Origin of the sequence: Psychrobacter sp. 5A.1 (genome assembly GCF_030407455.1) — a bacterium.
Lineage (GTDB): Bacteria > Pseudomonadota > Gammaproteobacteria > Pseudomonadales > Moraxellaceae > Psychrobacter.
Map to the genome: position 1 here is coordinate 39,732 of NZ_JASDDJ010000014.1, position 22,456 is coordinate 62,187.

Here is a 22,456-nt window from a genome sequence, read left to right on the forward strand (position 1 = left end):
TATTGACCAACTATTTGACGATGTTTGGCAAAATTTAGCTGTTTTTAGCCCATTTAGAGGACACTCGTTTGAATTGAGGACACGCCCTAGTCTGGCACTTCATAATTGGCTTTTTCAGGATTGAGACCGAACGAACAAACAAAGGTGGCAACCAAACTATTGATAATAATAAAAGGGAAATCTATGGCAGCATGTCCCAATGCATAGCGACCAATCAGCCATGAGACAATCAACATAATGATAAGAAACCCGCCCAAGTATGCCAAAATTGTAGGATGCTTGAGATTATAAGGCTGCTCAGGTTCAGGCTTTTTATCGAGTATATATGCTCTTATCGCCCAACCAGCTGCATAAGAAAACCCGCCTAACACCACATAACTAAAAAAATTCATATTGCTTAACTCTAATGGTATAACTGTTTATAACAAAACACTGTCTATTAAAACACTATCGACCAAAATAGTATTTATGGGCAGTGTTTATCTAAATACTATCATTCACATTATCAATAATAATATTGCCATGTGGATTGGCTAAGATATCGGTATTGACATCATCACACTCCACACGGTAAATGGTATTGGCGCCTCGGTAAATATAAGACAGGTACTCACTGTCTAAAAGTGGATCAATATTTGCGTAGACAGGTTTAACATGGGCGAGCACCAACACTCGATCAGGACGACCAATGACCGCATCGACATTGTCAGGATCAATGGAGAAAAACTGCGGTATATCGCTATTCTCAATCACTTCTAACGGCTCAGAATCATCCCAAACACGCTTGGCGGTTGCTGGCTCCTTCATCTGCATCACCCAAGTGCCATCTTGTTGGCTGACTTTTATCTGTGCAGGCTCATCTTGACTCACCGTGTAGCAACCTGCAAAAACAGACAAGTCTGCCGATACGACCTCGGTATCCGCTTGAGTACTACTATCATTGCACGCACTCAAAAGAATCGCGCTGCTGGCAGTCACACTGAGCATTAGATACGTCAGTCTCTTATAAAAAATATTTGAGTGTAAGGACATAATGGGGTTATCCTGCAGTCATGCGTTAAAAACTTTTATTAAACGTACTACTGTCAAAGTACCACCAAATAGCGGTATACGAAAAGTTTTCGTGGGCATACTTGTGGCAAAGACAGTACACTGGTGTTGGTTTTACTGATATGCGTTTTACTAAAAGACAGTCCTTTCGCTAAGAACTAGGGCGTGTCTTCATTTTAAAAAATGGTGATAAAAATGAGATAAACTGCCGTCAAACCAGAAAAATAGCGCAGATAATATCGGGATATTAACCAGCTACTTGACGATGTTTGGCAAGATTTAGCCATTTTTAGCCCATTTAGAGGACCATCGAGTGAGTTGAAGACATGCCCTAAAGCCTTTTAGCGAGCTTCGCTATTTTAACAGAAAACCAGAACGTTACTATTGTGTTATGCGTTAACGAAAGGGGTTTTGCGATTTTGTGCGTCACGATCGCCCATATTTACGATAGATTTGTTATACTCACAACGGCACCATTATCGCTTGAATAACGTGAGCGAGATGCTTTAGTCCTACCCTATGTTTACCATTTATCAGGTCAATACGTTTTTATGTCAGACAACCGTAATTCAATGCCGTACCCCAATAAAGACAACGCGATTGATCCGTTGGCTGCTAAAGCAAATACGACTGTGGCGTATACTGACGGTGCCTGCAAAGGTAACCCTGGCGCTGGTGGATGGGGAGCACACCTCATATTTAGTGATGGCCGCACGCAAGACTTATACGGCAGTGATACAGAAACCACCAATAATCGTATGGAGCTAATGGGTGCGATACAAGCCCTAACACATAGCCCGCATGAGCAACATCTCGAGATTTGGACTGACTCAAGCTATGTTAAAAAAGGCATCACCGAATGGATTGAGGGCTGGAAGAAAAAAGGCTGGAAAACTGCCAGTAAAAAACCAGTCGCCAACCAAGATTTGTGGCAACAATTGGATAATCTGTGCCAACAGCGCGATGTTAGCTGGCATTGGGTCAAAGGTCACGCTGGACATGCCGGCAATGAAAAAGCAGATGATCTGGCAAACTTAGGCGTTACATCGAACAGTGGCCATTCGGTAATGAATGAATCAGACATAGCTAAAAAAAAAGTCACCATGACGACTGATATTGACACTGATTCTTTGCAAAAACCGTCGAGCGATGACTGGCTAAGTTTTGATCCATTGGGGCTTGATATGCTCGATGAAGAGTTTGATGAAGAGTTCTCAGAAACTGAGCCGCTCATAGAGAATAGTCAACATAATCCTGACGAGCATATAATGAATGGCGGCATCCTAGTAGAGGCCAATAACCATCAAGACCATACCCATAATCCGACGAGTACCAATGACATGCCAGACGTTCAAGCACCCATAAATGATACCGTCGTAAATGGTGATATGCCAAATATAGCGTCTGATGCGCCTAAGTTCGATGGTGATACCAGCCGTGCCAATCCATATTTCAAGCCGCTGCTGCCAAAGCCGATACATCGCCATGAGGCAGATCGTCAGCTCATTATGGATACTGAGACCACGGGGCTTGATCCGCTAAAAGGCGATCGCATCATCGAAGTTGGTATTGTGGAGATGATCGGGCGTAAGTTTACGGGCGAAAAACTACACGTTTATATCAACCCTCAGCGCGGTATGGATGACGAGGTCATTCGTATTCATGGTATCTCTGAGGCGTTTTTGACCGACAAACCCACCTTTGATCAAGTCGCTCAATTCTTATATGATTTTATGGATGGCGCTGAGATTATCGCTCACAATGCTTCATTCGATATGAATTTCTTGAATATGGAATTTGCCAAAGTTGGCCTGAACGACTTTGCGGATCGGGTGCAAGTGACTGACTCGCTAGTGATGGCAAAGCAGCAATATCCTGGGCAAAAAAACACACTAGATGCTTTGGTGCGTCGCTTAAATGTCGGCAAGCAAGACCGTACTTTTCACGGGGCTTTACTTGATTCAGAGATTTTAGCCGAAGTTTATTTGGCCATGACTGGTGGGCAGGTTACGCTCGCCATCGAAGACGACACACAAGCAGATGGTGGGCAAACCGCTCATGCAAGTTTTGCCAATTTAGCGGATTTATTGCTGGCATCGACTGCGGATGAGACGACCAATCAAAGCTGGTATGCCTCTCTTGCAGAAGACTACCCTGCGCTCAAAACCAATATGTAGTCATTGTTTAAAAAGTCTGCTACATCGACATTTGTATAATATAATCTTGATTATTATCAAAGAAAACGTTAAAACATCACTAACAAATGTTTTTTGAATCACATTTACACTATTGCTATCCTCATCAGTACATTATGGAAAAATACTTATGGACCAATCTGCGCAAATGAAGTTAACCGCCCCAACGCTTAGTGTTACTGATTTTAACCTACCATCACTTCATCTATTGCATGATGAGATTATAGCCACCCTTAAAGATACTGAAATTCATTTAAGCGAGTTCAATGATGATAGTGATCAGGCACCTTTATTATTAGATTCTATTGAAGTATTAAAGCAGCTGTCTTGTATTTTTAAACTGATTTCTTTGGTCGGTGCAGAAGCGTTGAACACAGCCATCGCCAATGGTTTACAGCACCTTTATGATAATGGTGATAACAACGATACTGGTTTGATCATGGATCTGTCAGAAGCCATCATGACTTTGGATCGCTATATCGAATTTGTACTGTTGACAGAGTCTATAGAGCCTATTTTACTCATACCTGTGATTAACAAGCTTAATGCTCACGGACAAAACAGCCCTATTACAGCAGACTATTTTGCAGCTTTTGGTAGCAGTAGTGTCATTATTGCCAATCCTGAGCAGAACTTTCAACCGCTTAATGAGCTTAATCTAGATACTGAATTATTAACGTATGCTTACCGTAGTGGACTTGGTATTGCACTACTCAACCAAGATGGCAGTATCGATGCAGGTGACCAACAAAAACTTGATGCCATGAGTGCAGCCTGCGCATTGATAGCTGCAAATACTAACAGCCTCTTTTGGCAAGCGGCCACGGCAGCGGTCACTGATATTGCGACCATCTTGCCGCTGAACCTCAATCAAAAGCACACGCTTATCTATTTAGAGCAACAATTTCAAAGCTACTTACCAGTGATGGATAAACGTTTTGCGGATTTGGTGAGTTTTGCAGGCCAGCGTGACAATGAGGAAGCGCAAAAACTGCGTGAGCAGTATGCCAACAATCGATTAGATGGCGCTCAACTTGAGCAAATGAAGCGGTTCTTATTTGGCCCTAATCGTGCGCTTACAGATAGGCTGAACATCATCATTCAAACCCAAATCAATGCCATTAAAGAAAACGTGGACAGCTACGCACGCGGTGATTCAATCAATCCTGCCGATACACAGACAGCGCAGATTATCGAAGAACTGACAGCATTGGCTTCAGCACTACGCTTGCTGGGTCTATCAAATGCTGCCAACAGCCTTAGTACAGCAGCGGAGGCGGTCAGCCGCTGGCAAGCACCGTCACCTGAAGAATTTGATCATTTACTACTGGCATTGATGCATGCTGAAAACGCCACGATCGCAATGGCAGAGATGCATACGCCAGGAGCGATCTATTTACCGCTGAGCAATCCACATATCTCATTACACCAGCTTAATACGGCCAACGATACTTTAATACAAGAAAGTCGTACCGCTATTGCTAGTGTCGAGCAAGCCATCACTGATTATCTGGCTGAGCCTGAGCGCGATATGCTCAATATTCAGAATATACCTGGAATGATGCGCCAAGTAGCAGGCGCAGTGCGCTTTTTACAACTGCCAACACCTGCCAGTATGCTGAGCCAATTGTCTAACTATATCGAGCAACGTATCGAAGGCAAACAACGCATTGAAGACAATACGCTCGCCTGCATTGCCGATGTCATTATGGCCGTCGATCATCATTTGGATGGTTTTGAGAACAATCGTCCTGTCAGCAAGCAAGCACTTGATGTTGGTCAGCAAAGCTTGAGCCATTTACTTGCGGCGTAGATGTTAAATATCTCAAACATCAAATCGATATCTTTGTGGTAGCATCTTTGCTGCCACAAACCCTCATTTATCTCTCCCACTGTAAACCAGTCTGTATCTACATTGATACGTACTTGTCTCGGACTGTTTGGAATTCTATATATGACCCACACTTTTGTATTGAGTGATGACACCGTTTTATGCCGTCAAATGCCAGATGGTTGGTGGCCTTTGCAAGTTCAACTATCGCCCGATAGTAATGACTTAAATGAACAAGCCTATCAAGTTGGTCATGTAACGCTACACGAGAGTCTGGCACCAAGTCATTGGCTACCCAATGATAATGGCAACACTGACAACACCCCTGATGGTTTGGTTCATACAGATACTGAGGCTTTCAACACGTTCACTGCGCAAGCTACGAGCGCCATGACTTATGATCATGCAGTCACTCATAACGTGACACTGCCTGTCATCACCGAGAGTGGTAGTAACGCTTTTGTTCCTTATCGACAGCTGATGACTCATCTGCCAGTCGCCTTATCAGATCAGATTAGCCAAGCGATACAGCTATTAAGTTGGCAAGCAGATACACAGTTTTGTAGTCGCTGTGCTAGCCCGACCGTACATGCCAACCAAGGTGAACGTGCTATGGTTTGTCCAGTGTGTCGATTGCGCCAGTATCCTCGTGTGCAACCCTGTGTCATTACTGCCATTACTCGACCAAACCCAATGACAGGTGAAATGCAAATTTTGCTCGCGCATCATCATCGTCATGGTCAGCCAACTATGTCGCCTATGTATGGTTTGATTGCAGGTTTTGTGGAGGTTGGAGAAAGCCTTGAGCATGCCGTCGTACGTGAAGTCGCAGAAGAGGTCCATATCAGCGTATCAGATATCCGCTATGTGAGCAGTCAGCCATGGCCATTTCCCTCTAATCTAATGCTTGGTTTTCACGCATCTTATGCCAGTGGCGATATTATCATTCAAGAAGATGAGCTGGCACATGCTGATTTCTTTGATCTCTCAAATCTACCCAAGATTCCACCGAAGGGTAGTATCGCTCATGAGCTCATTGCGCAAGTTATGCGCGAACAAGGTATGCCACTTTAACTTTTTACTCTTTAACGCTGACTATAGTCGAAGCCTTTTACACCGCAACCATTTACAAGTGCTTTGACTGTATTTATTCTAATACTCTCCACAAAACTCACATTAGCAAAGAAAACGAGTGCAGGTACATGCATTTTGCATTGTAGACCAGACGAGTTTGATATAGCTGATTGTGATTTTTGGGTTTGGTATAATGTCTGCACTTATCACTGATAGCAAGGTCATTAATTCAATGCAAAGTAGCACCACTATCCGCTTAGTCAACTTACCTATATTGTTCGATACATTGAGCTTAGAAACACTACCTGCGGATATACAAGCACAAATCTCGCATATTGATGCCTGTCTACCACAAACACAATGTGGACTTTGCGAGCATCCAGATGGTTGCCTACCATATGCCGCTGCTATTGTATTAGATGGCGAGCCGTACAATAAATGTGTGCCTGGTGGTCAGCCAGTTACTGACGCGATTGCTCAGACTCTGGATATCAACACGCAGGACACTACGCTGACGGCTATGCCTTCACAATGGCCAATAGATGCCACCTCTGAACGTCCGACAGAGGTTCGTGCGGTCATCCGTGAAGATGACTGTATCGGCTGCACCAAATGTATTCCTGCCTGCCCAGTGGATGCTATCGTCGGTACTGGTAAGCATATGCATACGATTTTTACAGATTTGTGCACTGGATGCGAGCTGTGTATCGCGCCCTGCCCTGTTGATTGCATTGACTTAGTCACTGTTGAACGTGACATCTCTGAGCCTGAGCGAATAGCCGAGCAAGAGGACTTGAGACAGCGCTACCATACTCATCTAAGACGCGTCACCGAACAGCTCGCTGATAGTAGTAACAGTAGACCTGTGGTCAGTATGGTCGAAGCAAAGCTAAACAATGCAGCCAGTCAGTCTTTAGATATCAGTGAAGCACAAGCAAAGAATACCATTGCAGCAGCCAAGCTACGTAGCAAGATTAAAAAGCTAGAAAAGCAATTAAGCGTTCGTGCGAATGATCAAAAGCAAGCCGATCTTGAATCCTTACAAGCTGAGCTTGAGTCATTGCAAGTGGCGCTGTGATTGTGTGATTGATACCTTAATGGATAACATACGTGCTATCGCTAGTATATAATTTGGCACTACCACTCACCAAAATAATAGTCAAAATGCCATGAGTAAAACCGTCAAACACAAAACAGCCGATACACCGCCATCAAGACGAATGCCCAATCGTGATGTGCGTCCATTCTTTGAAAAGTTGGCAGCGACCATTGACGAGCCCGTCACTGAGCTCAATTATGACAGCAATTTTGAGCTGCTTATCGCGGTGATTCTATCCGCGCAAGCAACGGATGTGAGCGTCAATATTGCCACCCAGCAATTATATCCGGTGGCCAATACACCTGAAGCAATACTGGCATTAGGTGAAGACGGTCTAAAAGCTTATATCAAAAACATTGGCTTATATAATGCCAAAGCAAAAAATGTCATCAAAACTTGCCGAGATTTGATTGAAAAGTTTGATAGTACCGTTCCTGACAATCGCAAAGACTTAGAGTCATTGGCAGGCGTTGGCCGAAAAACAGCCAATGTGGTGTTGAATACTGCTTTTGGTCAGCCTACCATGGCCGTTGATACGCATATTTTCCGCGTAGGGAATCGTACTGGGCTGGCCACTGGAAAAACCGTCCTCATCGTCGAAAAAAAGCTGGTCGAACGTATTCCAGACGACTTCATCGTAGACGCGCATCATTATCTTATTTTGCATGGACGCTATACCTGTCAAGCACGCACACCCAAATGCGGCGCTTGCCCTGTCTATGAAGAATGTATGTTTAAAGATAAAGCAGAATTTTTAGAACTATAATCATGCTTTATCGTCAGAGGTTTTATGAATCTACTTTTTGTTTGCACGAAAAATAAATGGCGTAGTCCGACTGCTGAAAACATCTACTCAAACCACCCTGATTTGGCTGTCCGCTCTGCGGGTATCAGTCAGTCTGCTCGCAAGCGCATTAATATAAAAGATATACATTGGGCAGATATTATCTTTGTGATGGAAAACAAGCATAAGCGTTATATCAACGAGCAGTTTCGGCATCAACTTAATAGCAAGAACATTATTGTTTTAGACATTCCTGATGATTATCACTATATGGATAAAGCGTTAGTATCATGGTTACAGGATGCGATAGACGCCCATTTATCTTTATAAAACTCATTTATGCATTGAGTAAGCCAGATACATGCCTTTACTGTGCTTAATCAATATCTGGTTACCTCATAACACCATCCATTGCTAGAATTTTGCCTCGATACACGGTAAAATACGATAATTTTTTGATTCCTTTTCGTCTTTTCATTTAGATATATTTAATAATGACTGAGTTCGTAGACTACAGTCCCTGCAATTAAGCGACCCTTTTATGCGTGAATACAACTTATTTACCTCAGAATCTGTGAGCGAAGGCCATCCAGATAAAATGGCTGACCAAATCTCAGACGCTATCCTTGATGCTATCTTGCGTGAAGACTTACATGCACGTGTGGCATGCGAAACCTTAGTTAAAACGGGTGCGGTGATACTCGCAGGTGAAGTGACCACGACAGCAAACATCGATGTTGAGCGTATTGTACGTGACACCGTAAACGGTATTGGCTATCACCATTCAGACTTAGGCTTTGATGGCGAGACCTGTGCCGTCATCAACATGCTAGGCAAGCAGTCTCCCGAAATTGCTCAAGGTGTCGATCGTAGCGACCCTGAAGAGCAAGGTGCAGGCGACCAAGGTCTGATGTTCGGCTATGCCAGCAATGAAACCGAAGTACTCATGCCAGCGCCTATCGAGTATGCCCATCGTTTGATGGAGCGTCAGTCTGAGCTGCGCCGCGCAGGAGAGCTACCATGGTTACGTCCAGATGCCAAAGCGCAAGTAACCTTAAAATATGATGGCAATCGCCCTGTCGCCATTGATGCGGTTGTCTTATCAACCCAGCATGATCCAAGCATCTCGCAGTCTGATTTACAAGAAGCCGTGATGGAATCTATCATCAAGCAAGTGCTACCAGCTGACTTATTGCACGCTGGCACACGCTATCACATCAACCCAACTGGTAAGTTTGTGATTGGCGGTCCTGTTGGTGATGCAGGCTTGACTGGTCGAAAAATTATCGTTGATACTTACGGCGGCATGGCACGTCATGGTGGCGGCGCATTCAGTGGTAAAGATCCTTCAAAAGTAGATCGTAGTGCTGCCTATGCGGTACGTTATGTGGCAAAAAACATCGTCGCAGCAGGTCTCGCTGATCGCTGTGAAGTACAAGTCAGCTATGCAATAGGTGTCGCTGAACCGACCTCTATCTCTGTCAATACCTTTGGTACCAGCAAAATCAGTAACGATGAAATCATTCGTCTGATTCGTACGCATTTTGACCTACGTCCTTACGGTATTACCCGTATGTTGAACTTATTACAGCCAATGTATCAGCAGACGGCTACCTTTGGACATTTTGGTCGTCCAGGTTCAGAGACTGCCTTTACTTGGGAAAAAACAGACAAAGCTGACATCTTAAAAGCAGACGCTGGTTTATAAGAGTCACTACTTTAAAACGTTTACACACCATTTTTATATACTAAAAACTACCGACACTTATTATTAGGAGTAGCTTATGTCTCAAGACAATATTCAAGACAGCAACACTCAAGACAACAATGTTGACGCTAACATTGAAATCACCCCTGAAATGCAGGCATTTTATCAACGTGCTGACGCTATCATCGGTATCGCCAACAGTCAGTTGGGCCCTGAAGCGCATTCAGGACAAGTCGGCGCTTCTTTATTGTATGCCGCCGCACGCTATAGTGCCTCAGTTGCCTCTATCGGATTCGTCAAAGGCGATGATTTTGCCAAAGAAAAAGACGATATCGTCGAGTTCTATGTGAAGCAATATCGTCAAATGCTGAGCGATAACTTGACCGATTATGCACAAAATTTCGATAAATACGTACAGCTAAACCAAGACGACAAACCAGCCAAATAATCGGACTTTGTCAGTCTAAATGTCTTTAACTCAGACATGCTACCGTAAAATCAGTATTTAATGGCAGCAAATAAAAACCCCGAGCTCAATTATGCTTGGGGTTTTTTGTGGGTGATGATTGAGTTGATATATAGTCAAAGAAGTCTAAAACGGAGACAAGGCCGCCAGCTTTATGCCAAAAAATATGTTTGAGCCGCCAAAAAAATACCCAGCTTTTCATAAGCTGGGTATTTTTATAACCATCAAGACAAATCTTGCTGTGATAGCAAATCAGTCTAGGGCGTGTAATTTAGACATCTTTTTTCAGTGCTGGTGGGCCTTTAAGTAACTCTTCATCACGGAATTCATTGGCAGAATTGTGCTCTGCTGACTCTTCGGTGGTGAACCATTGCTGATTACGATACAGTATCAAACGATCTCGACTGAGACCACGCAATAGAGAATACATCATCACGACAATCACAATGGCAAAAGGGAAACCTGAAACAATAGATGCCGCTTGCAATGCACTCAAGCCACCTGCTGCCAATAATACAGCCGCGATAACGCCTTCAGCGCCCGCCCAAAATAATCGCTGAATCTTTGGTGGATTGGTATCACCACCTGACGTCAACATATCAATGACAAAACTGGCTGAATCTGATGAGGTAACAAACCACAGAACGATCATCACCACGATAAGCAAATTAACCGCATCTGTCAGTGGATAAGATTCCATGAGCTTAAAAATAGCACTACCGGTATCTGCTTTGACCGCTTCGATAAGACCAGGACTGATAATATTAGGATCTGCCGCTGCTGCCAGCTCCATATTTACCGCAGAACCACCGAAAGCGGTAAACCACAAGAATAAAATCGTGATAGGAATCAATAACACCCCTAATATAAACTCACGGATGGTACGACCTCGAGAGATACGGGCAACGAATACCCCAACGAATGGTGACCAACTGATCCACCATGCCCAATAAAATATCGTCCAAGAAGCTTGCCAATTTTCTTCGCCTCTATACGACTCTGTCCACAGACCTAATGGCACAATCTCATGCAAATAGTTGCCGATGTTTTCTATAAAGCTATTAAAAATAAACTGCGTAGGCCCAAAGATAATCACAAAACTTAGCAATATCACAGTGAACAATATATTGGTATCACTCAGACGCTTAATACCTTTATCCAATCCCATAAACAGAGATAACCCTGCTAGCATAGTGATAAGGCCGATCAAAATAATCTGCACCGTAATATTATTGGGCACACCAAATAACGTCTCAAGGCCTGAGTTAATCTGTAAGACGCCAAGACCTAACGTGGTCACTACCCCAAACATCGTACCAAATACGGCGAGCGTATCCACCGTATGACCCCAGCCCCCATAAATCTTTTTGCCCAAGATTGGATACAGTGTCGAGCGTATGGCCAATGGCAACCCTACTCGATAATGAAAATATGCGAGCGATAGCGCAACCATGCCATATAGCGCCCATACATGTAGGCCATAATGCAGGAACGAGATGTTCATCGCTTGCTTAGCAGCGGCGACTGTCTCAGCCTCACCTAATGGTGGTGCCATGAAGTGATATAACGGCTCAGCGGTGCCCCAATAGAGCAGTCCAATACCGATACCTGCTGAAAACAGCATACCAATCCAAGAGACTAGATTGTACTCTGGCCGCTCATTCTGATGACCGAGCCTGATATCGCCATAGCGGCTAAATATCATATAAATACTCATGACCAATGTTAAATTGACCACGACGATAAAGAACCAACCAAAGCGTAAAGAAACAAAGGCTTTTGCATGGTTGAATACCACTTCTGCTTGTTCGTTAAACAATGCCCCAAAAATAATGAATGCCAGTATCAAAATCGCTGACGTCAAAAATACAGGTTTACTTACCCGCGGAAAAGGGCCTAATCGGCCAACTTTTACATGATCCATAGGTATATCCCCAAAAAAGTGCGTAACCATACCAAGGTATGAACGAATTATCAAATATAACACCTTGTAAACACTGTCTAATGTATAGAAATGGTAGTAACACCTTGGTAGTTATTTTAACCAAACCACATCAAGTCAAAATAAACCTGAATGATTCGGTACCATAAAAAAGCCCCAATTTACGAATAAATTGAGGCTTCTTATACTAAAAGCTCAAGTAGCGAGCTTGGGTTTTACTTATTTTTTAGTCACCTTTAACGATCTTAGGTGGCCCTTTTAGCAAATGCTCATCAACGAATTCATTCGCTGAATTATGGTCTGCTGATTCATCCGTAATAAAGCCTTGCTGTGCTCTATATAGAATCAGTCGATCACGGCTCAAACCGCGTAACAACGCATACATCATGACAAAAATCACTAAGGCAAACGGTAGTCCAGCTACAATAGCCGCCGCTTGTAAGGCAGATAGTCCACCAGCCGCCAGCAATATAGCCGCGATAACACCTTCTGTCGTTGCCCAAAACAAACGCTGGATTTTTGGTGGATTGGTATCGCCACCAGCCGTCAACATATCAATGACAAAACTGGCAGAATCTGATGACGTCACAAACCATAGCATGATCATGACGACAATCATTAGCGTGATTGGTTTCGCAAATGGATAATACTCAACCAGCTTAAAGATGGCACTACCCGTATCCGCTTGTACTGCTTCCACCAATCCTGGGCTGATACCTGACACAACAGAAGCAAGTTCCATGTGAACAGCAACGCCGCCGAAGGTAGTGAACCAGAAAAACAAAATCAGCATTGGGATCAATAGTACGCCAAGCGTGAACTCACGAATGGTACGACCGCGAGAGATACGAGCAATAAAGATACCAACGAATGGTGCCCAGCTCACCCACCATGCCCAATAAAATATCGTCCAACCACTCTGCCAATCAGTCCCGCTATAAGACTCGCCCCATGTACCCAAAGACACAATCACGGTCAAGTAGTTACCGATGTTTTCGATAAAGCTATCAAAGATAAATAAGGTTGGCCCTAAGATGACCATAAACGCCAATAAGACGACTGTGAATCCAATATTGATATCACTAAGGCGCTTGATACCTTTGTCTAAGCCCATCAAGACTGAGGCCGCGGCCAATGCCGTGATGAAAGCGATCAAACCAAACTGTACGGCAAGACTGTTGGGCGTACCAAACAATTTTTCGAGTCCAGAGTTGATCTGCAGTACCCCAAGCCCAAGTGAAGTGACGACACCAAACATCGTGCCAAATACTGCCAAGATATCGACCGTATGACCCCATTTTCCGTAGATTCTTTTGCCGAGCAATGGATACAAAGTGGATCGAATCGATAAAGGTAGGCCACGACGGAAATGAAAGTACGCTAAAGACAGCGCCACGATCGTATAAATTCCCCAAGCGTGTAGACCCCAATGCATGAATGAGATATTCATCGCTTGTTTTGCCGCAGCAACCGTTTCGGCATCGCCCATTGGTGGTGCCATAAAATGATATAACGGCTCCGCTGTACCCCAATAAACTAGGCCAATACCGATACCTGCAGAAAACAACATGCCAATCCAAGAAAATAGATTGTACTGCGGTCGCTCTGTTTGGTTACCAAGCCGAATGTCGCCATAGCGACTCATTGCCAAGTAAATACAAAGTGCAAGCGCGCTATTTACTAAGATAATAAATAGCCAACCAAACTTATCAGTAATGAAATTTTGTAAAAAACTAAAAAGTGCCCCTGCTGTTTCGGTGAAAAATGCACCAAAAATGATGAATCCGACAATCAACAGTGACGATGTAATAAACACAGGCTTATTCACCCGTGGAAAAGGTCCTAATCTGCCTACTTTTATTTCTTCCATGTACAATTCTCAAAATCTAAGGAACATCACCTTAACAAAATAGAGCTTAACTATCAATCTATTACAAAATAAAGCTTGATAAAACTGTTAATTTACTCTAAAAGATTTTTTAGTTTTTTTTAAAATAACTAAACAAACAAAGCCACCAAAACTATAGTCAAAAAGGTCTAAAATGGTACAAGGCAGCCGACTGCAGATTGTACAAGTCGTACATCTAGGGAGGATAACGCCGTAGTCATTTAGTCGTTCTTTGACTATACCTTTCTAAAGCGCTAGCATGATGCTATTTAGGCATTAGTCTGAGTAATCGGCCATCATTACCATCTTCGAGTACCCATACTTGCCCATCTACTGCCAGTACACTCCGAATGCGCTCGCCCATATCGTAGCGGTCATGTTCAGCAGCGCGATTATCCTTATCAAAACTCACTATAATAAGCGCCTTGGAAGACAAACCACTGATCAAAGCATTACCTTGCCAGCTAGGAAAGTCATTGTGATTACCAGCGGTGTAAATGCTCATAGAAGATGGTGATATAACTGGTGTCCATGTGATTTTGGGTGCTTCGAACTCAGGCCGAGTATTATGATCAGGGATATCAATACCTGAATAATTACGGCCGTTAGACACGATCGGCCAGCCATAGTTATTGCCTTTTTCAATCAAATTAAACTCATCACCGCCTCTTGGCCCCATCTCATGCGCCCAAAGTCGCCCATTATCATCAAATGCCATACCAAGCACATTACGATGGCCTACTGTCCAAAACTGCTTAGCTATATCATTGCCAGTATCGCTAAATGGATTGTCTGTTGGGGCGCTGCCATCAGGATTTAGCCGTATTATCTTACCCAAATTGACCTTCATATCTTGGGCTGGGGTTTTTTCTTGGCGCTCGCCTGAACTGATGAATAAATACTGCCCATCAGGTGAAAACAGCAAACGATGACTGTAATGACCTTGCCCTTTTACTTTTGGAGATTGCTCCCAGATTGGCGTAATGGCTTGCAAACTTGGCACCGTCGTTTCTAGTCCTGAGAGCGTCGCTTTGATGACTTTAGCTCCGAATTTATTGCTATCAGCACCTTTACCTGCTTCAACGTAGCTCAGATATATGTTGTTAGATGTCACAAAATCTGGTGCAATAATCACATCACCAAGTCCCCCTTGCCCGCCATAAGCGACTTTTGGTACGCCTTCAATTTTCGTCTTATTACCCTTCGCTGTATCTACGATAAACAGTTCACCAGTTTTTTGTGTCACCAAGATTCTTTGTGGTGCATTATCCACTTTAGGTAACACGGTCATCGCCCAAGGTTCATCAAATTTTGCAATCGCTTTGGTAGTGAAGTCAGGTTTATCTGCGCTCATGGACGAATTAGCATCTGAGGTTTTGGCTTCTTTGTATTCTGCCAAATCTTCATTGGTATTAACTGCCGATTGATTGGAACACGCCGACGTGCTAATCAGCAATGTCGCGACTATAATCGGTAAAGTTAACGGCGTACTTAGATATTTTTTATTGATTATCGCCATGTTGTTATCTCCAGTTATTTTACATTCGTCTTATGATTCCTTAGATTATTTATAGCATAGTAAAAGCATGCAAACGGTAAATAATAATAGCCCACAACGTAAAAACCCCTTACTTACCCATGTAAAATATAGGCAAGTAAGGGGTTGGTTTTATGAAGAAACAGTCCTGTTGGCTTAGATATTAGCTCATTCTAAGTTTATTAAAGCTCAGCTTATCATCAGCACCGACATCGACTTTGATGATATCTCCCGCTACAAAATCACCCGCTAATAGCTTCAATGACAATGGGTTTTCAATCTCTTGCTGAATGGCACGTTTGAGTGGGCGCGCACCATACACAGGATCATAACCGACCGCGACCAACTTGTTCATCGCGTCAGCTGATAGCTCGATATCCATCTCACGATCATGCAAGCGTTGACGCAAACGATCCAATTGGATGGCGGCAATTCCTGCCATTTGCGACATACCAAGCGGATGAAAAACCACAATCTCATCGATACGGTTGACAAACTCTGGACGGAAATGTTGGCCAACAGAATCCATCACCTCAGCTTTGATATCCTCGTAACTTTCGCCGACCATTTCTTGAATTTTATGCGAACCTAAGTTACTGGTCATAATAATCACCGTATTCTTGAAATCAACGACACGACCTTGCGAGTCCGTCAAACGCCCATCGTCCAAAACTTGTAGCAAGATATTGAATACATCAGGATGCGCTTTTTCGACTTCATCAAACAAAATCACGCTATAAGGCTTACGGCGAACAGCCTCAGTCAACGCACCGCCTTCTTCGTAGCCAACATAACCTGGAGGCGCACCAACCAATCGACTGACACTGTGTTTTTCCATGTACTCACTCATGTCGATACGTACGATCGAATCTTCACTATCAAACAAGAAATTCGCTAATGATTTGGTCAGCTCAGTTTTACCGACCCCTGTAGGTCCAAGGAATAAGAACGAACCAGAAGGACGATTTGGATCAGACAAGCCCGCTCGGCTACGGCGTACTGCATTTGCTACCGCTTCGACCGCTTCGTTCTGACCGATGACACGCTCATGGAGATTTTCTTCCATTGCCAGCATTTTATCACGCTCGCCTTGCATCATTTTACTGACTGGAATACCCGTCGCAGCCGCAACCACTTCCGCGATTTCGTTGTCGGTGACTTTGTTACGTAGTAGCTTAATCTCAATAGGCTCACCGTTCTGCTCTTTTTGCTCGGCTAAATCGAGATTAGCAATTTGCTTTTCGAGCTCAGGAATAATGCCATATTTTAATCGTGACATCTCAGCCACATCACCTTCTCGAGTCACTTTTTCTAGCTGGATACGTGCTTTATCCAAGTCCTCTTTATGTTTTTTACTGCCTTCAACCAATGCTTTTTCTGCCTGCCAAATCTCATTTAAATCAGCAAGCTCTCTCTCTATTTCTTCTATTTGTGTATCGAGTAATTTAGTTTCAGCTTTAGCGCCAGCATCCTCTTCACCTTTGAGTGCTTCACGCTCCATTTTTAGCTGAATTAAGCGACTATCGAGCTTGCCTAACGCTTCAGGCTTACTGTCCATTTCCATTCGCAGACGACTGGCCGCTTCATCAATCAGATCAATCGCTTTATCAGGCAGTTTGCGATCGGTAATATAGCGATGACTCATGCGCGCGGCGGCAATAATCGCGCTGTCTTGAATACTGACCGCATGATGCAGCTCGTAACGCTCTTTTAGACCACGTAGTATCGCAATGGTATCTTCAACGGTCGGCTCATCAACCAGTACTTTTTGGAAGCGACGCTCAAGGGCGGCATCTTTTTCAATATACTTGCGGTACTCATCAAGCGTTGTTGCCCCAACACAATGCAGCTCACCGCGAGCCAGTGCAGGCTTTAGCATGTTGCTGGCATCCATTGCGCCATCGGCTTTACCCGCACCGACTAAGGTATGCAGCTCATCGATAAACAGAATGACATTGCCTTCTTGCTTAGCCAAGTCGCTCAATACGCTTTTGAGGCGCTCCTCAAACTCACCGCGGAACTTTGCACCAGCAATAAGCGAGCCCAAATCCAATGACAGCACTTCTTTGTGACGCATACCCTCTGGTACTTCACCATTGATGATTTTTTGTGCCAAGCCTTCAATAATAGCGGTTTTACCAACGCCCGGCTCACCAATAAGCACAGGGTTATTTTTGGTACGACGTGACAGCACCTGGATGGTACGGCGAATCTCTTCGTCACGACCAATCACTGGATCCAGCTTGCCAAGCTCTGCTTGCTCAGTCAGATTGATCGTATATTTATTGAGTGCATCACGCTGATCTTCTGCATTTTGGTTATTCACCGTATCATCACCGCGCAGCTGCTCAATCACCGCTTTTAACTTGCTAGCCGTCACGCCTGCACTTTCAAATATCTTTTTGGTTTCACCTTGTTCAGCGAGTGCTAACATCACCCATTCAGTGGCGATAAAATCATCACCTTCTTTTTGTGCTTGGCGATCTGCTAAATTTAAAATCTTGACTGAGTTTGGATTTAGGTTGACGTCACCTGTCGGCTCCGAAATCGTTGCTTGATTATCTAACGCTTTTGCCACGCCGTTTTTTAGAGCAGGAATAGAGGCGCCCGCTTGTTGGCAGATAGATAAGTTAGATTCATCTTGTAGCAACACGGCAAGCAAATGTACAGGATCGATACCCGTATGATCGCGACCTAATGCTAGGCTCTGTGCTTCTTGAATGGCGGACTGCAGTTTTTGAGTAAACTTCTCAAATCTCATGTCTATATCCTTTTATAATTGGTATTTTCAGTCGCACCTCTAAGGATTATCTTAGTCTAGTAGCCACTGTTATCTGTCACTTATATAAGGTATATATACACCTATTTCAAGACGATTACCAAACAATAACCTTACTATAAGCAATGATATTTAACTTCACCTACTAATTAATATCATTTAAATGTGTTTTTAATATAAATTTAAAAGGCATTTACAGAAAATGGCACTATGAAATAACTAAGAATATAGTCACAGAACTCTAAAATGGGTACAAGGCAGCCGACTGCAGATTGTACAAGTAGTACATCTAAGGAGGGTAACGCCGTAGCGGTTTAGTAGTTAATCGACTATAGACACAGTATAACCATGCAAAAGCATGATTAGTATGCGATTAAATATGAATGATGGGTAGTCGTTTTAAGATCAGCTAGTCGATTTAAAATAATATAGACACAAGGAGAGTGAGTGGCAGTGAGTAAAGGTATTCAAAGTAAAAATGATACAGATAGTAGATTATGTAATCCTGACAAGTTACCTGACTTATAAATGATTGGCTATATCAGAACAAAATAGATAGCCCTACTCTACTATCTCAATAGGGATGCCAAGCGTTACTGCCGCCATAATTTCATCCATCTCATCATCGGTAACGGCGATACAGCCATCGGTCCAATCATATTTTTGATTGATAGCAGCTAGATGACCGAAGCCATTCATCTGTCCATGAATCATAATATCTCCGCCCGGACTGACACCCAATTGCTTAGCACGGGCTTTATCGGCAGCATTGGGATAGCTGATATGGATAGAGCGATGGGCAATAGAGTTCTCGTTTTTATAATCTAATGTATAGATGCCAACTGGGGTACGCTCATCACCCTCTTGCTGTTTATGCCCGACTGGACTATCGCCCAAGGCAATGCGATAGGTACGAATGACGTCATCACCACTCAATAACTGCAAACGGCGTTCGGATTTATCAACGAACACTTTATCAATCACCACATCAGCGATAGGTTGATTATTTTGGTTGTCAAAGGTACTGCTACTCGCAGACGCGCGTGTCATATAATTAAAAACGCTGCTGCTAATAACCGTAACCACTCCAAGCCCAACCAAGATAAGTAAGAAACGATGAGAGCGATTACGCAAGAATGCCATGAGTTGACCCTTTATGATATTGACAACGTTAAATATAGTTAATCATAATCTATCAAAACATGGCGCTTGCTATTGTGTAAATCATATGGAAAATGACTGTTATTCTGTCATTCATTCAAAACAGATGACTACACCATACGAATCGCACCATCTAAGCGAATGACTTCGCCATTTAGGTAGGCATTATCAATGATATGGACAGCCAATTTAGCAAACTCATTTGGCGCACCCAAACGCTTAGGATAAGGGACACCTACCTCTAACTGCTCACGCGCTTTTTCAGGGATGGTGTCCATCATCGGTGTGGCAAATACACCCGGTGCGATGGTCATCACGCGAATACCATGACGAGCCAGCTCACGAGCAAGTGGCAAAGTCAAACCAACCACGCCCGCTTTAGATGATGAATAACTGGCTTGTCCTACTTGCCCATCAAAGGCGGCGATAGATGCGGTATTGATAATAACGCCTTGGTCTGAATTCTTTTCAACACTGCTATCATTAGCCACGCGCTTGGCGATACTGGCCGCGACCAAGCGTGCCACGTTAAATGAACCGACCAGATTGATATTAACACCGCGACTGAATGACTCAAGGTCTGCTGGATTGTTTTCACGATCCAGCAATTTTTGTACGACAGCGATACCTGCACAGTTGATTGATCCTTGCAGGCCACCAAATTCTTTTTCGGCCATATCCACAGCCGCTTGCACCTCATCGCCACTGGTAACATCACAGCGCACAAAGCGTGCATTATCGCCCAACTCTGCAACTAGAGATTGTCCAGCTGATTGGTTAAGGTCAGCGATGACGACATTGCCGCCTTGCTCTACGATAGCACGAGCCACTGACTCGCCTAGACCTGATGCACCACCCGTCACCAAAAAGCTGTGTTTTTCAATTTGCATAATTATTCCTTTAGATTTTTAATTTTTATTAAATATTTTTCTATGTAGGGCGTGTTGAACGCTTTACCAATTCGTTTATGCAGCAGACAAACTGCGCAGCAAAAAGCGTTGAATCTTGCCACTTGGCGTTTTCGGCAGTTCTGTCACAAACTCGACCTCGCGCGGATACGCATGAGTGGATAGGCGTTTGCGTACGAGCTCTTGGATTTCTTTGGCAATTTGCTCACTCCCAGCGATGCCATCTTTTAGCACCACATAAGACTTGATGGTATGTCCGCGTACTTCATCTGGCACGCCTACCGCCGCAGATTCTGCGACTGCCTCATGCTCTAAGACAGTATTCTCGACATCGGTTGGCCCTACGCGGTAACCTGCGGTAATAATAATGTCATCATCACGCCCTGAAAACCAGTAACTGCCATCACTATGACGCTCGACCACATCGCCTGTCAGATAATAATCATCAGCAAAGGCATCTTTTTCATTCCAGCTATAGCCACGGAAATAAAATGCAGGGGATTGGCTGACCACGACTGCTAGCTGCCCTTGCTCACCATCTGGCAGTACATTCATATCATCATCTAGTACGACTAACGTATGACCTGGTAGCGCCATACCCATCGAGCCAACGGGACATTCATGCGCCAGTGCGTGATGTGCACAGCACGTCATACCCGTTTCTGTTTGCCCATATTGGTCTTTGACTTGGCACGCCAGATAGGTCTCGACCCAGTTGACTACTTCAGTGTTCAATGTCTCCCCTGCCGAGTTGGCGCAGCGCAAAGACAGCTTGGCATTGGCATGAGTCTCTTCGTTAACATTGTCGTCTTTACTATCAAATACGCCGCTAGACTTCATCATTCGAAACGCAGTTGGTGAAGACGCCAAATTGGTAATCTTATGGCGCACCATAAAGTCACGCGTATGGGTCGCATCAAAGCCCGCTTCATTGAAATAAGTCGTGATACCTAACAATAAAGGCCCTGTGATGGCATAGTACAAGCCATATGCCCAACCGGGATCGGCCATATTCCAATAGTGATCATCGTCGCGTAGATCGATGGCGTATCGCATGTATAAGTAAAAGGCAGGTAACGCGGCCAATGAAACGCTGACGCCTTTTGATTTACCAACCGTACCTGAGGTAAACATTTGTAAAAATGGCGCATCTGTATCGAGCGTTACTGGTTCTATCGTTTGCGACTGTGCTGCCATAGACTGAATATAATGATCGTCACCCCACGTCTGAGCATCTTCTATACTGCCGACCAATACCATTTTGGTTTGCTCAGCCAAGTCTTCAAACTTGCCGCGATTCTCTGAATTGGTAAAAACAACTTTGGTGTCGGCTTTATCCATCCGATACTTGATCGAGTCATAGCCAAACGCGGTAAATAGCGGTTGATATACGGCTCCGATGCGCCATGTTGCCAATACGACGGTGAGAAGCTCTGGCGTACGCGGTAGCATCGTCGCTACTTTGTCTCCCGCTTTTACACCATACGACTGTAGTAAGTTAGCGATTTGAGCACTTGCTTTATCAAGCTCACCAAAACTCATGCGTGTTATATTGCCCATGGTATCTTCATGTACTAGCGCAGCATTGTCAGCGCGGCCATCACGTACATGTCGACCACAGCAAGCCATATAAGCATTCAGACGATCGTCCACATGCTCACCAAAGATTTCTGATAGCAGTGTATTCATGTCGAAGTTATCATAATAATCGGTATAGCTTTTTGGTGTGATGGTAGCGTCTATATCAGCGATTGTAGCGGTTTGAGAGGTGGTGTTCATAAGCTAATCCTTTAGCAATAGCAGGTAACTGGTAAAATGGTGGTTGTAATTGTAAAACGGTCACATCCTATAAACCGTTAAAAATACTCGTATTTATCATGCTCTATTAGTAACGCATTTTTATACTTATTTCAATACATAACGTATCATTTTTATTTTATGGAAATAAGATTAATCTACCCCACTCTCAACTTTAAAAGTGATTGAAAAAAGAAGAGCATCTCACTAATCTATTGTTTTCGACCAAGAATACAA

17 protein-coding genes are annotated in these 22,456 nt (G+C 43.7%); 8 read left to right on the plus strand and 9 right to left on the minus strand.

The genetic code is table 11. The features are described 5' to 3' along the window. Window positions 1–86: 86 nt before the first annotated feature. Both QL982_RS04950 and QL982_RS04955 read right to left on the minus strand, forming a co-directional pair. Complete coding sequence (locus QL982_RS04950) at window positions 87–392, minus strand: hypothetical protein (RefSeq protein WP_290163295.1); 306 nt, start codon at window positions 390–392, stop codon at window positions 87–89. Between the two features lie 91 nt (window positions 393–483). Further along, window positions 484–1,032, minus strand: a complete 549-nt coding sequence (locus QL982_RS04955) for a hypothetical protein (RefSeq protein ID WP_290163293.1) — start codon at window positions 1,030–1,032, stop codon at window positions 484–486. Between the two features lie 569 nt (window positions 1,033–1,601). On the opposite strand from QL982_RS04955, the gene dnaQ reads away from it, so the two are divergent. The 8 genes from dnaQ to QL982_RS04995 all read left to right on the plus strand — a co-directional run bounded on the left by dnaQ (window position 1,602) and on the right by QL982_RS04995 (window position 10,189). After that, window positions 1,602–3,227, plus strand: a complete 1,626-nt coding sequence (gene dnaQ, locus QL982_RS04960) for a DNA polymerase III subunit epsilon (RefSeq protein ID WP_290190190.1) — start codon at window positions 1,602–1,604, stop codon at window positions 3,225–3,227. Between the two features lie 148 nt (window positions 3,228–3,375). After that, window positions 3,376–5,058 (plus strand): hypothetical protein, encoded by a 1,683-nt coding sequence (locus QL982_RS04965; RefSeq protein WP_290163289.1) that lies wholly within the window; start codon window positions 3,376–3,378, stop codon window positions 5,056–5,058. Between the two features lie 141 nt (window positions 5,059–5,199). After that, window positions 5,200–6,150: an NAD(+) diphosphatase gene (gene nudC / locus QL982_RS04970; RefSeq protein ID WP_290163287.1), complete on the plus strand. Its 951-nt coding sequence runs from the start codon at window positions 5,200–5,202 to the stop codon at window positions 6,148–6,150. Window positions 6,151–6,382: 232 nt separating this feature from the next. Further along, the gene (locus QL982_RS04975; protein ID WP_290163325.1) at window positions 6,383–7,228 is read left to right on the plus strand and encodes an RnfABCDGE type electron transport complex subunit B; all 846 of its coding nucleotides are present in this window, start codon (window positions 6,383–6,385) and stop codon (window positions 7,226–7,228) included. A 91-nt stretch (window positions 7,229–7,319) separates the two neighbouring features. Then, complete coding sequence (gene nth / locus QL982_RS04980; RefSeq protein ID WP_290163285.1) at window positions 7,320–8,015, plus strand: endonuclease III; 696 nt, start codon at window positions 7,320–7,322, stop codon at window positions 8,013–8,015. Between the two features lie 24 nt (window positions 8,016–8,039). Beyond that, the gene (locus QL982_RS04985) at window positions 8,040–8,363 is read left to right on the plus strand and encodes a protein tyrosine phosphatase (RefSeq protein WP_290163283.1); all 324 of its coding nucleotides are present in this window, start codon (window positions 8,040–8,042) and stop codon (window positions 8,361–8,363) included. Between the two features lie 211 nt (window positions 8,364–8,574). Then, a complete protein-coding gene (gene metK, locus QL982_RS04990) occupies window positions 8,575–9,741 on the plus strand; it encodes a methionine adenosyltransferase (RefSeq protein ID WP_290163281.1) in 1,167 nt (388 codons plus the stop codon). Window positions 9,742–9,817: 76 nt separating this feature from the next. Then, window positions 9,818–10,189: a DUF3144 domain-containing protein gene (locus QL982_RS04995; protein ID WP_290163279.1), complete on the plus strand. Its 372-nt coding sequence runs from the start codon at window positions 9,818–9,820 to the stop codon at window positions 10,187–10,189. Window positions 10,190–10,478: 289 nt separating this feature from the next. Here QL982_RS04995 and QL982_RS05000 read toward each other — a convergent pair whose 3' ends face one another. The 7 genes from QL982_RS05000 to QL982_RS05030 form a co-directional block, all read right to left on the minus strand. After that, window positions 10,479–12,131 (minus strand): BCCT family transporter, encoded by a 1,653-nt coding sequence (locus QL982_RS05000; RefSeq protein WP_290163278.1) that lies wholly within the window; start codon window positions 12,129–12,131, stop codon window positions 10,479–10,481. A 244-nt stretch (window positions 12,132–12,375) separates the two neighbouring features. Continuing rightward, window positions 12,376–14,019, minus strand: coding sequence for a BCCT family transporter (locus QL982_RS05005; RefSeq protein ID WP_290163277.1), 1,644 nt, complete (start codon window positions 14,017–14,019; stop codon window positions 12,376–12,378). Window positions 14,020–14,302: 283 nt separating this feature from the next. Continuing rightward, a complete protein-coding gene (locus QL982_RS05010) occupies window positions 14,303–15,556 on the minus strand; it encodes a PQQ-dependent sugar dehydrogenase (RefSeq protein ID WP_290163276.1) in 1,254 nt (417 codons plus the stop codon). Between the two features lie 181 nt (window positions 15,557–15,737). Beyond that, window positions 15,738–18,335: an ATP-dependent chaperone ClpB gene (gene clpB / locus QL982_RS05015; protein WP_290163274.1), complete on the minus strand. Its 2,598-nt coding sequence runs from the start codon at window positions 18,333–18,335 to the stop codon at window positions 15,738–15,740. 579 nt (window positions 18,336–18,914) lie between these two features. Next, entirely contained in the window at window positions 18,915–19,496 is a 582-nt protein-coding gene (locus QL982_RS05020; RefSeq protein WP_290165910.1) for a L,D-transpeptidase family protein, read from the minus strand. A gap of 128 nt (window positions 19,497–19,624) precedes the next feature. Continuing rightward, complete coding sequence (locus QL982_RS05025; RefSeq protein WP_290165911.1) at window positions 19,625–20,404, minus strand: SDR family NAD(P)-dependent oxidoreductase; 780 nt, start codon at window positions 20,402–20,404, stop codon at window positions 19,625–19,627. 75 nt (window positions 20,405–20,479) lie between these two features. Next, complete coding sequence (locus QL982_RS05030) at window positions 20,480–22,201, minus strand: AMP-binding protein (RefSeq protein ID WP_290165913.1); 1,722 nt, start codon at window positions 22,199–22,201, stop codon at window positions 20,480–20,482. Between the last annotated feature and the right edge of the window lie 255 nt (window positions 22,202–22,456).

What these genes read in the sequence shown, in the direction of transcription:
- QL982_RS04950 (WP_290163295.1), bottom strand. Translation starts at nt 392, where the DNA reads ATGAATTTTTTTAGTTATGTGGTGTTAGGCGGGTTTTCTTATGCAGCT.
- QL982_RS04955 (WP_290163293.1), bottom strand. Translation starts at nt 1,032, where the DNA reads ATGTCCTTACACTCAAATATTTTTTATAAGAGACTGACGTATCTAATG.
- dnaQ (WP_290190190.1), top strand. Translation starts at nt 1,602, where the DNA reads ATGTCAGACAACCGTAATTCAATGCCGTACCCCAATAAAGACAACGCG.
- QL982_RS04965 (WP_290163289.1), top strand. Translation starts at nt 3,376, where the DNA reads ATGGACCAATCTGCGCAAATGAAGTTAACCGCCCCAACGCTTAGTGTT.
- nudC (WP_290163287.1), top strand. Translation starts at nt 5,200, where the DNA reads ATGACCCACACTTTTGTATTGAGTGATGACACCGTTTTATGCCGTCAA.
- QL982_RS04975 (WP_290163325.1), top strand. Translation starts at nt 6,383, where the DNA reads ATGCAAAGTAGCACCACTATCCGCTTAGTCAACTTACCTATATTGTTC.
- nth (WP_290163285.1), top strand. Translation starts at nt 7,320, where the DNA reads ATGAGTAAAACCGTCAAACACAAAACAGCCGATACACCGCCATCAAGA.
- QL982_RS04985 (WP_290163283.1), top strand. Translation starts at nt 8,040, where the DNA reads ATGAATCTACTTTTTGTTTGCACGAAAAATAAATGGCGTAGTCCGACT.
- metK (WP_290163281.1), top strand. Translation starts at nt 8,575, where the DNA reads ATGCGTGAATACAACTTATTTACCTCAGAATCTGTGAGCGAAGGCCAT.
- QL982_RS04995 (WP_290163279.1), top strand. Translation starts at nt 9,818, where the DNA reads ATGTCTCAAGACAATATTCAAGACAGCAACACTCAAGACAACAATGTT.
- QL982_RS05000 (WP_290163278.1), bottom strand. Translation starts at nt 12,131, where the DNA reads ATGGATCATGTAAAAGTTGGCCGATTAGGCCCTTTTCCGCGGGTAAGT.
- QL982_RS05005 (WP_290163277.1), bottom strand. Translation starts at nt 14,019, where the DNA reads ATGGAAGAAATAAAAGTAGGCAGATTAGGACCTTTTCCACGGGTGAAT.
- QL982_RS05010 (WP_290163276.1), bottom strand. Translation starts at nt 15,556, where the DNA reads ATGGCGATAATCAATAAAAAATATCTAAGTACGCCGTTAACTTTACCG.
- clpB (WP_290163274.1), bottom strand. Translation starts at nt 18,335, where the DNA reads ATGAGATTTGAGAAGTTTACTCAAAAACTGCAGTCCGCCATTCAAGAA.
- QL982_RS05020 (WP_290165910.1), bottom strand. Translation starts at nt 19,496, where the DNA reads ATGGCATTCTTGCGTAATCGCTCTCATCGTTTCTTACTTATCTTGGTT.
- QL982_RS05025 (WP_290165911.1), bottom strand. Translation starts at nt 20,404, where the DNA reads ATGCAAATTGAAAAACACAGCTTTTTGGTGACGGGTGGTGCATCAGGT.
- QL982_RS05030 (WP_290165913.1), bottom strand. Translation starts at nt 22,201, where the DNA reads ATGAACACCACCTCTCAAACCGCTACAATCGCTGATATAGACGCTACC.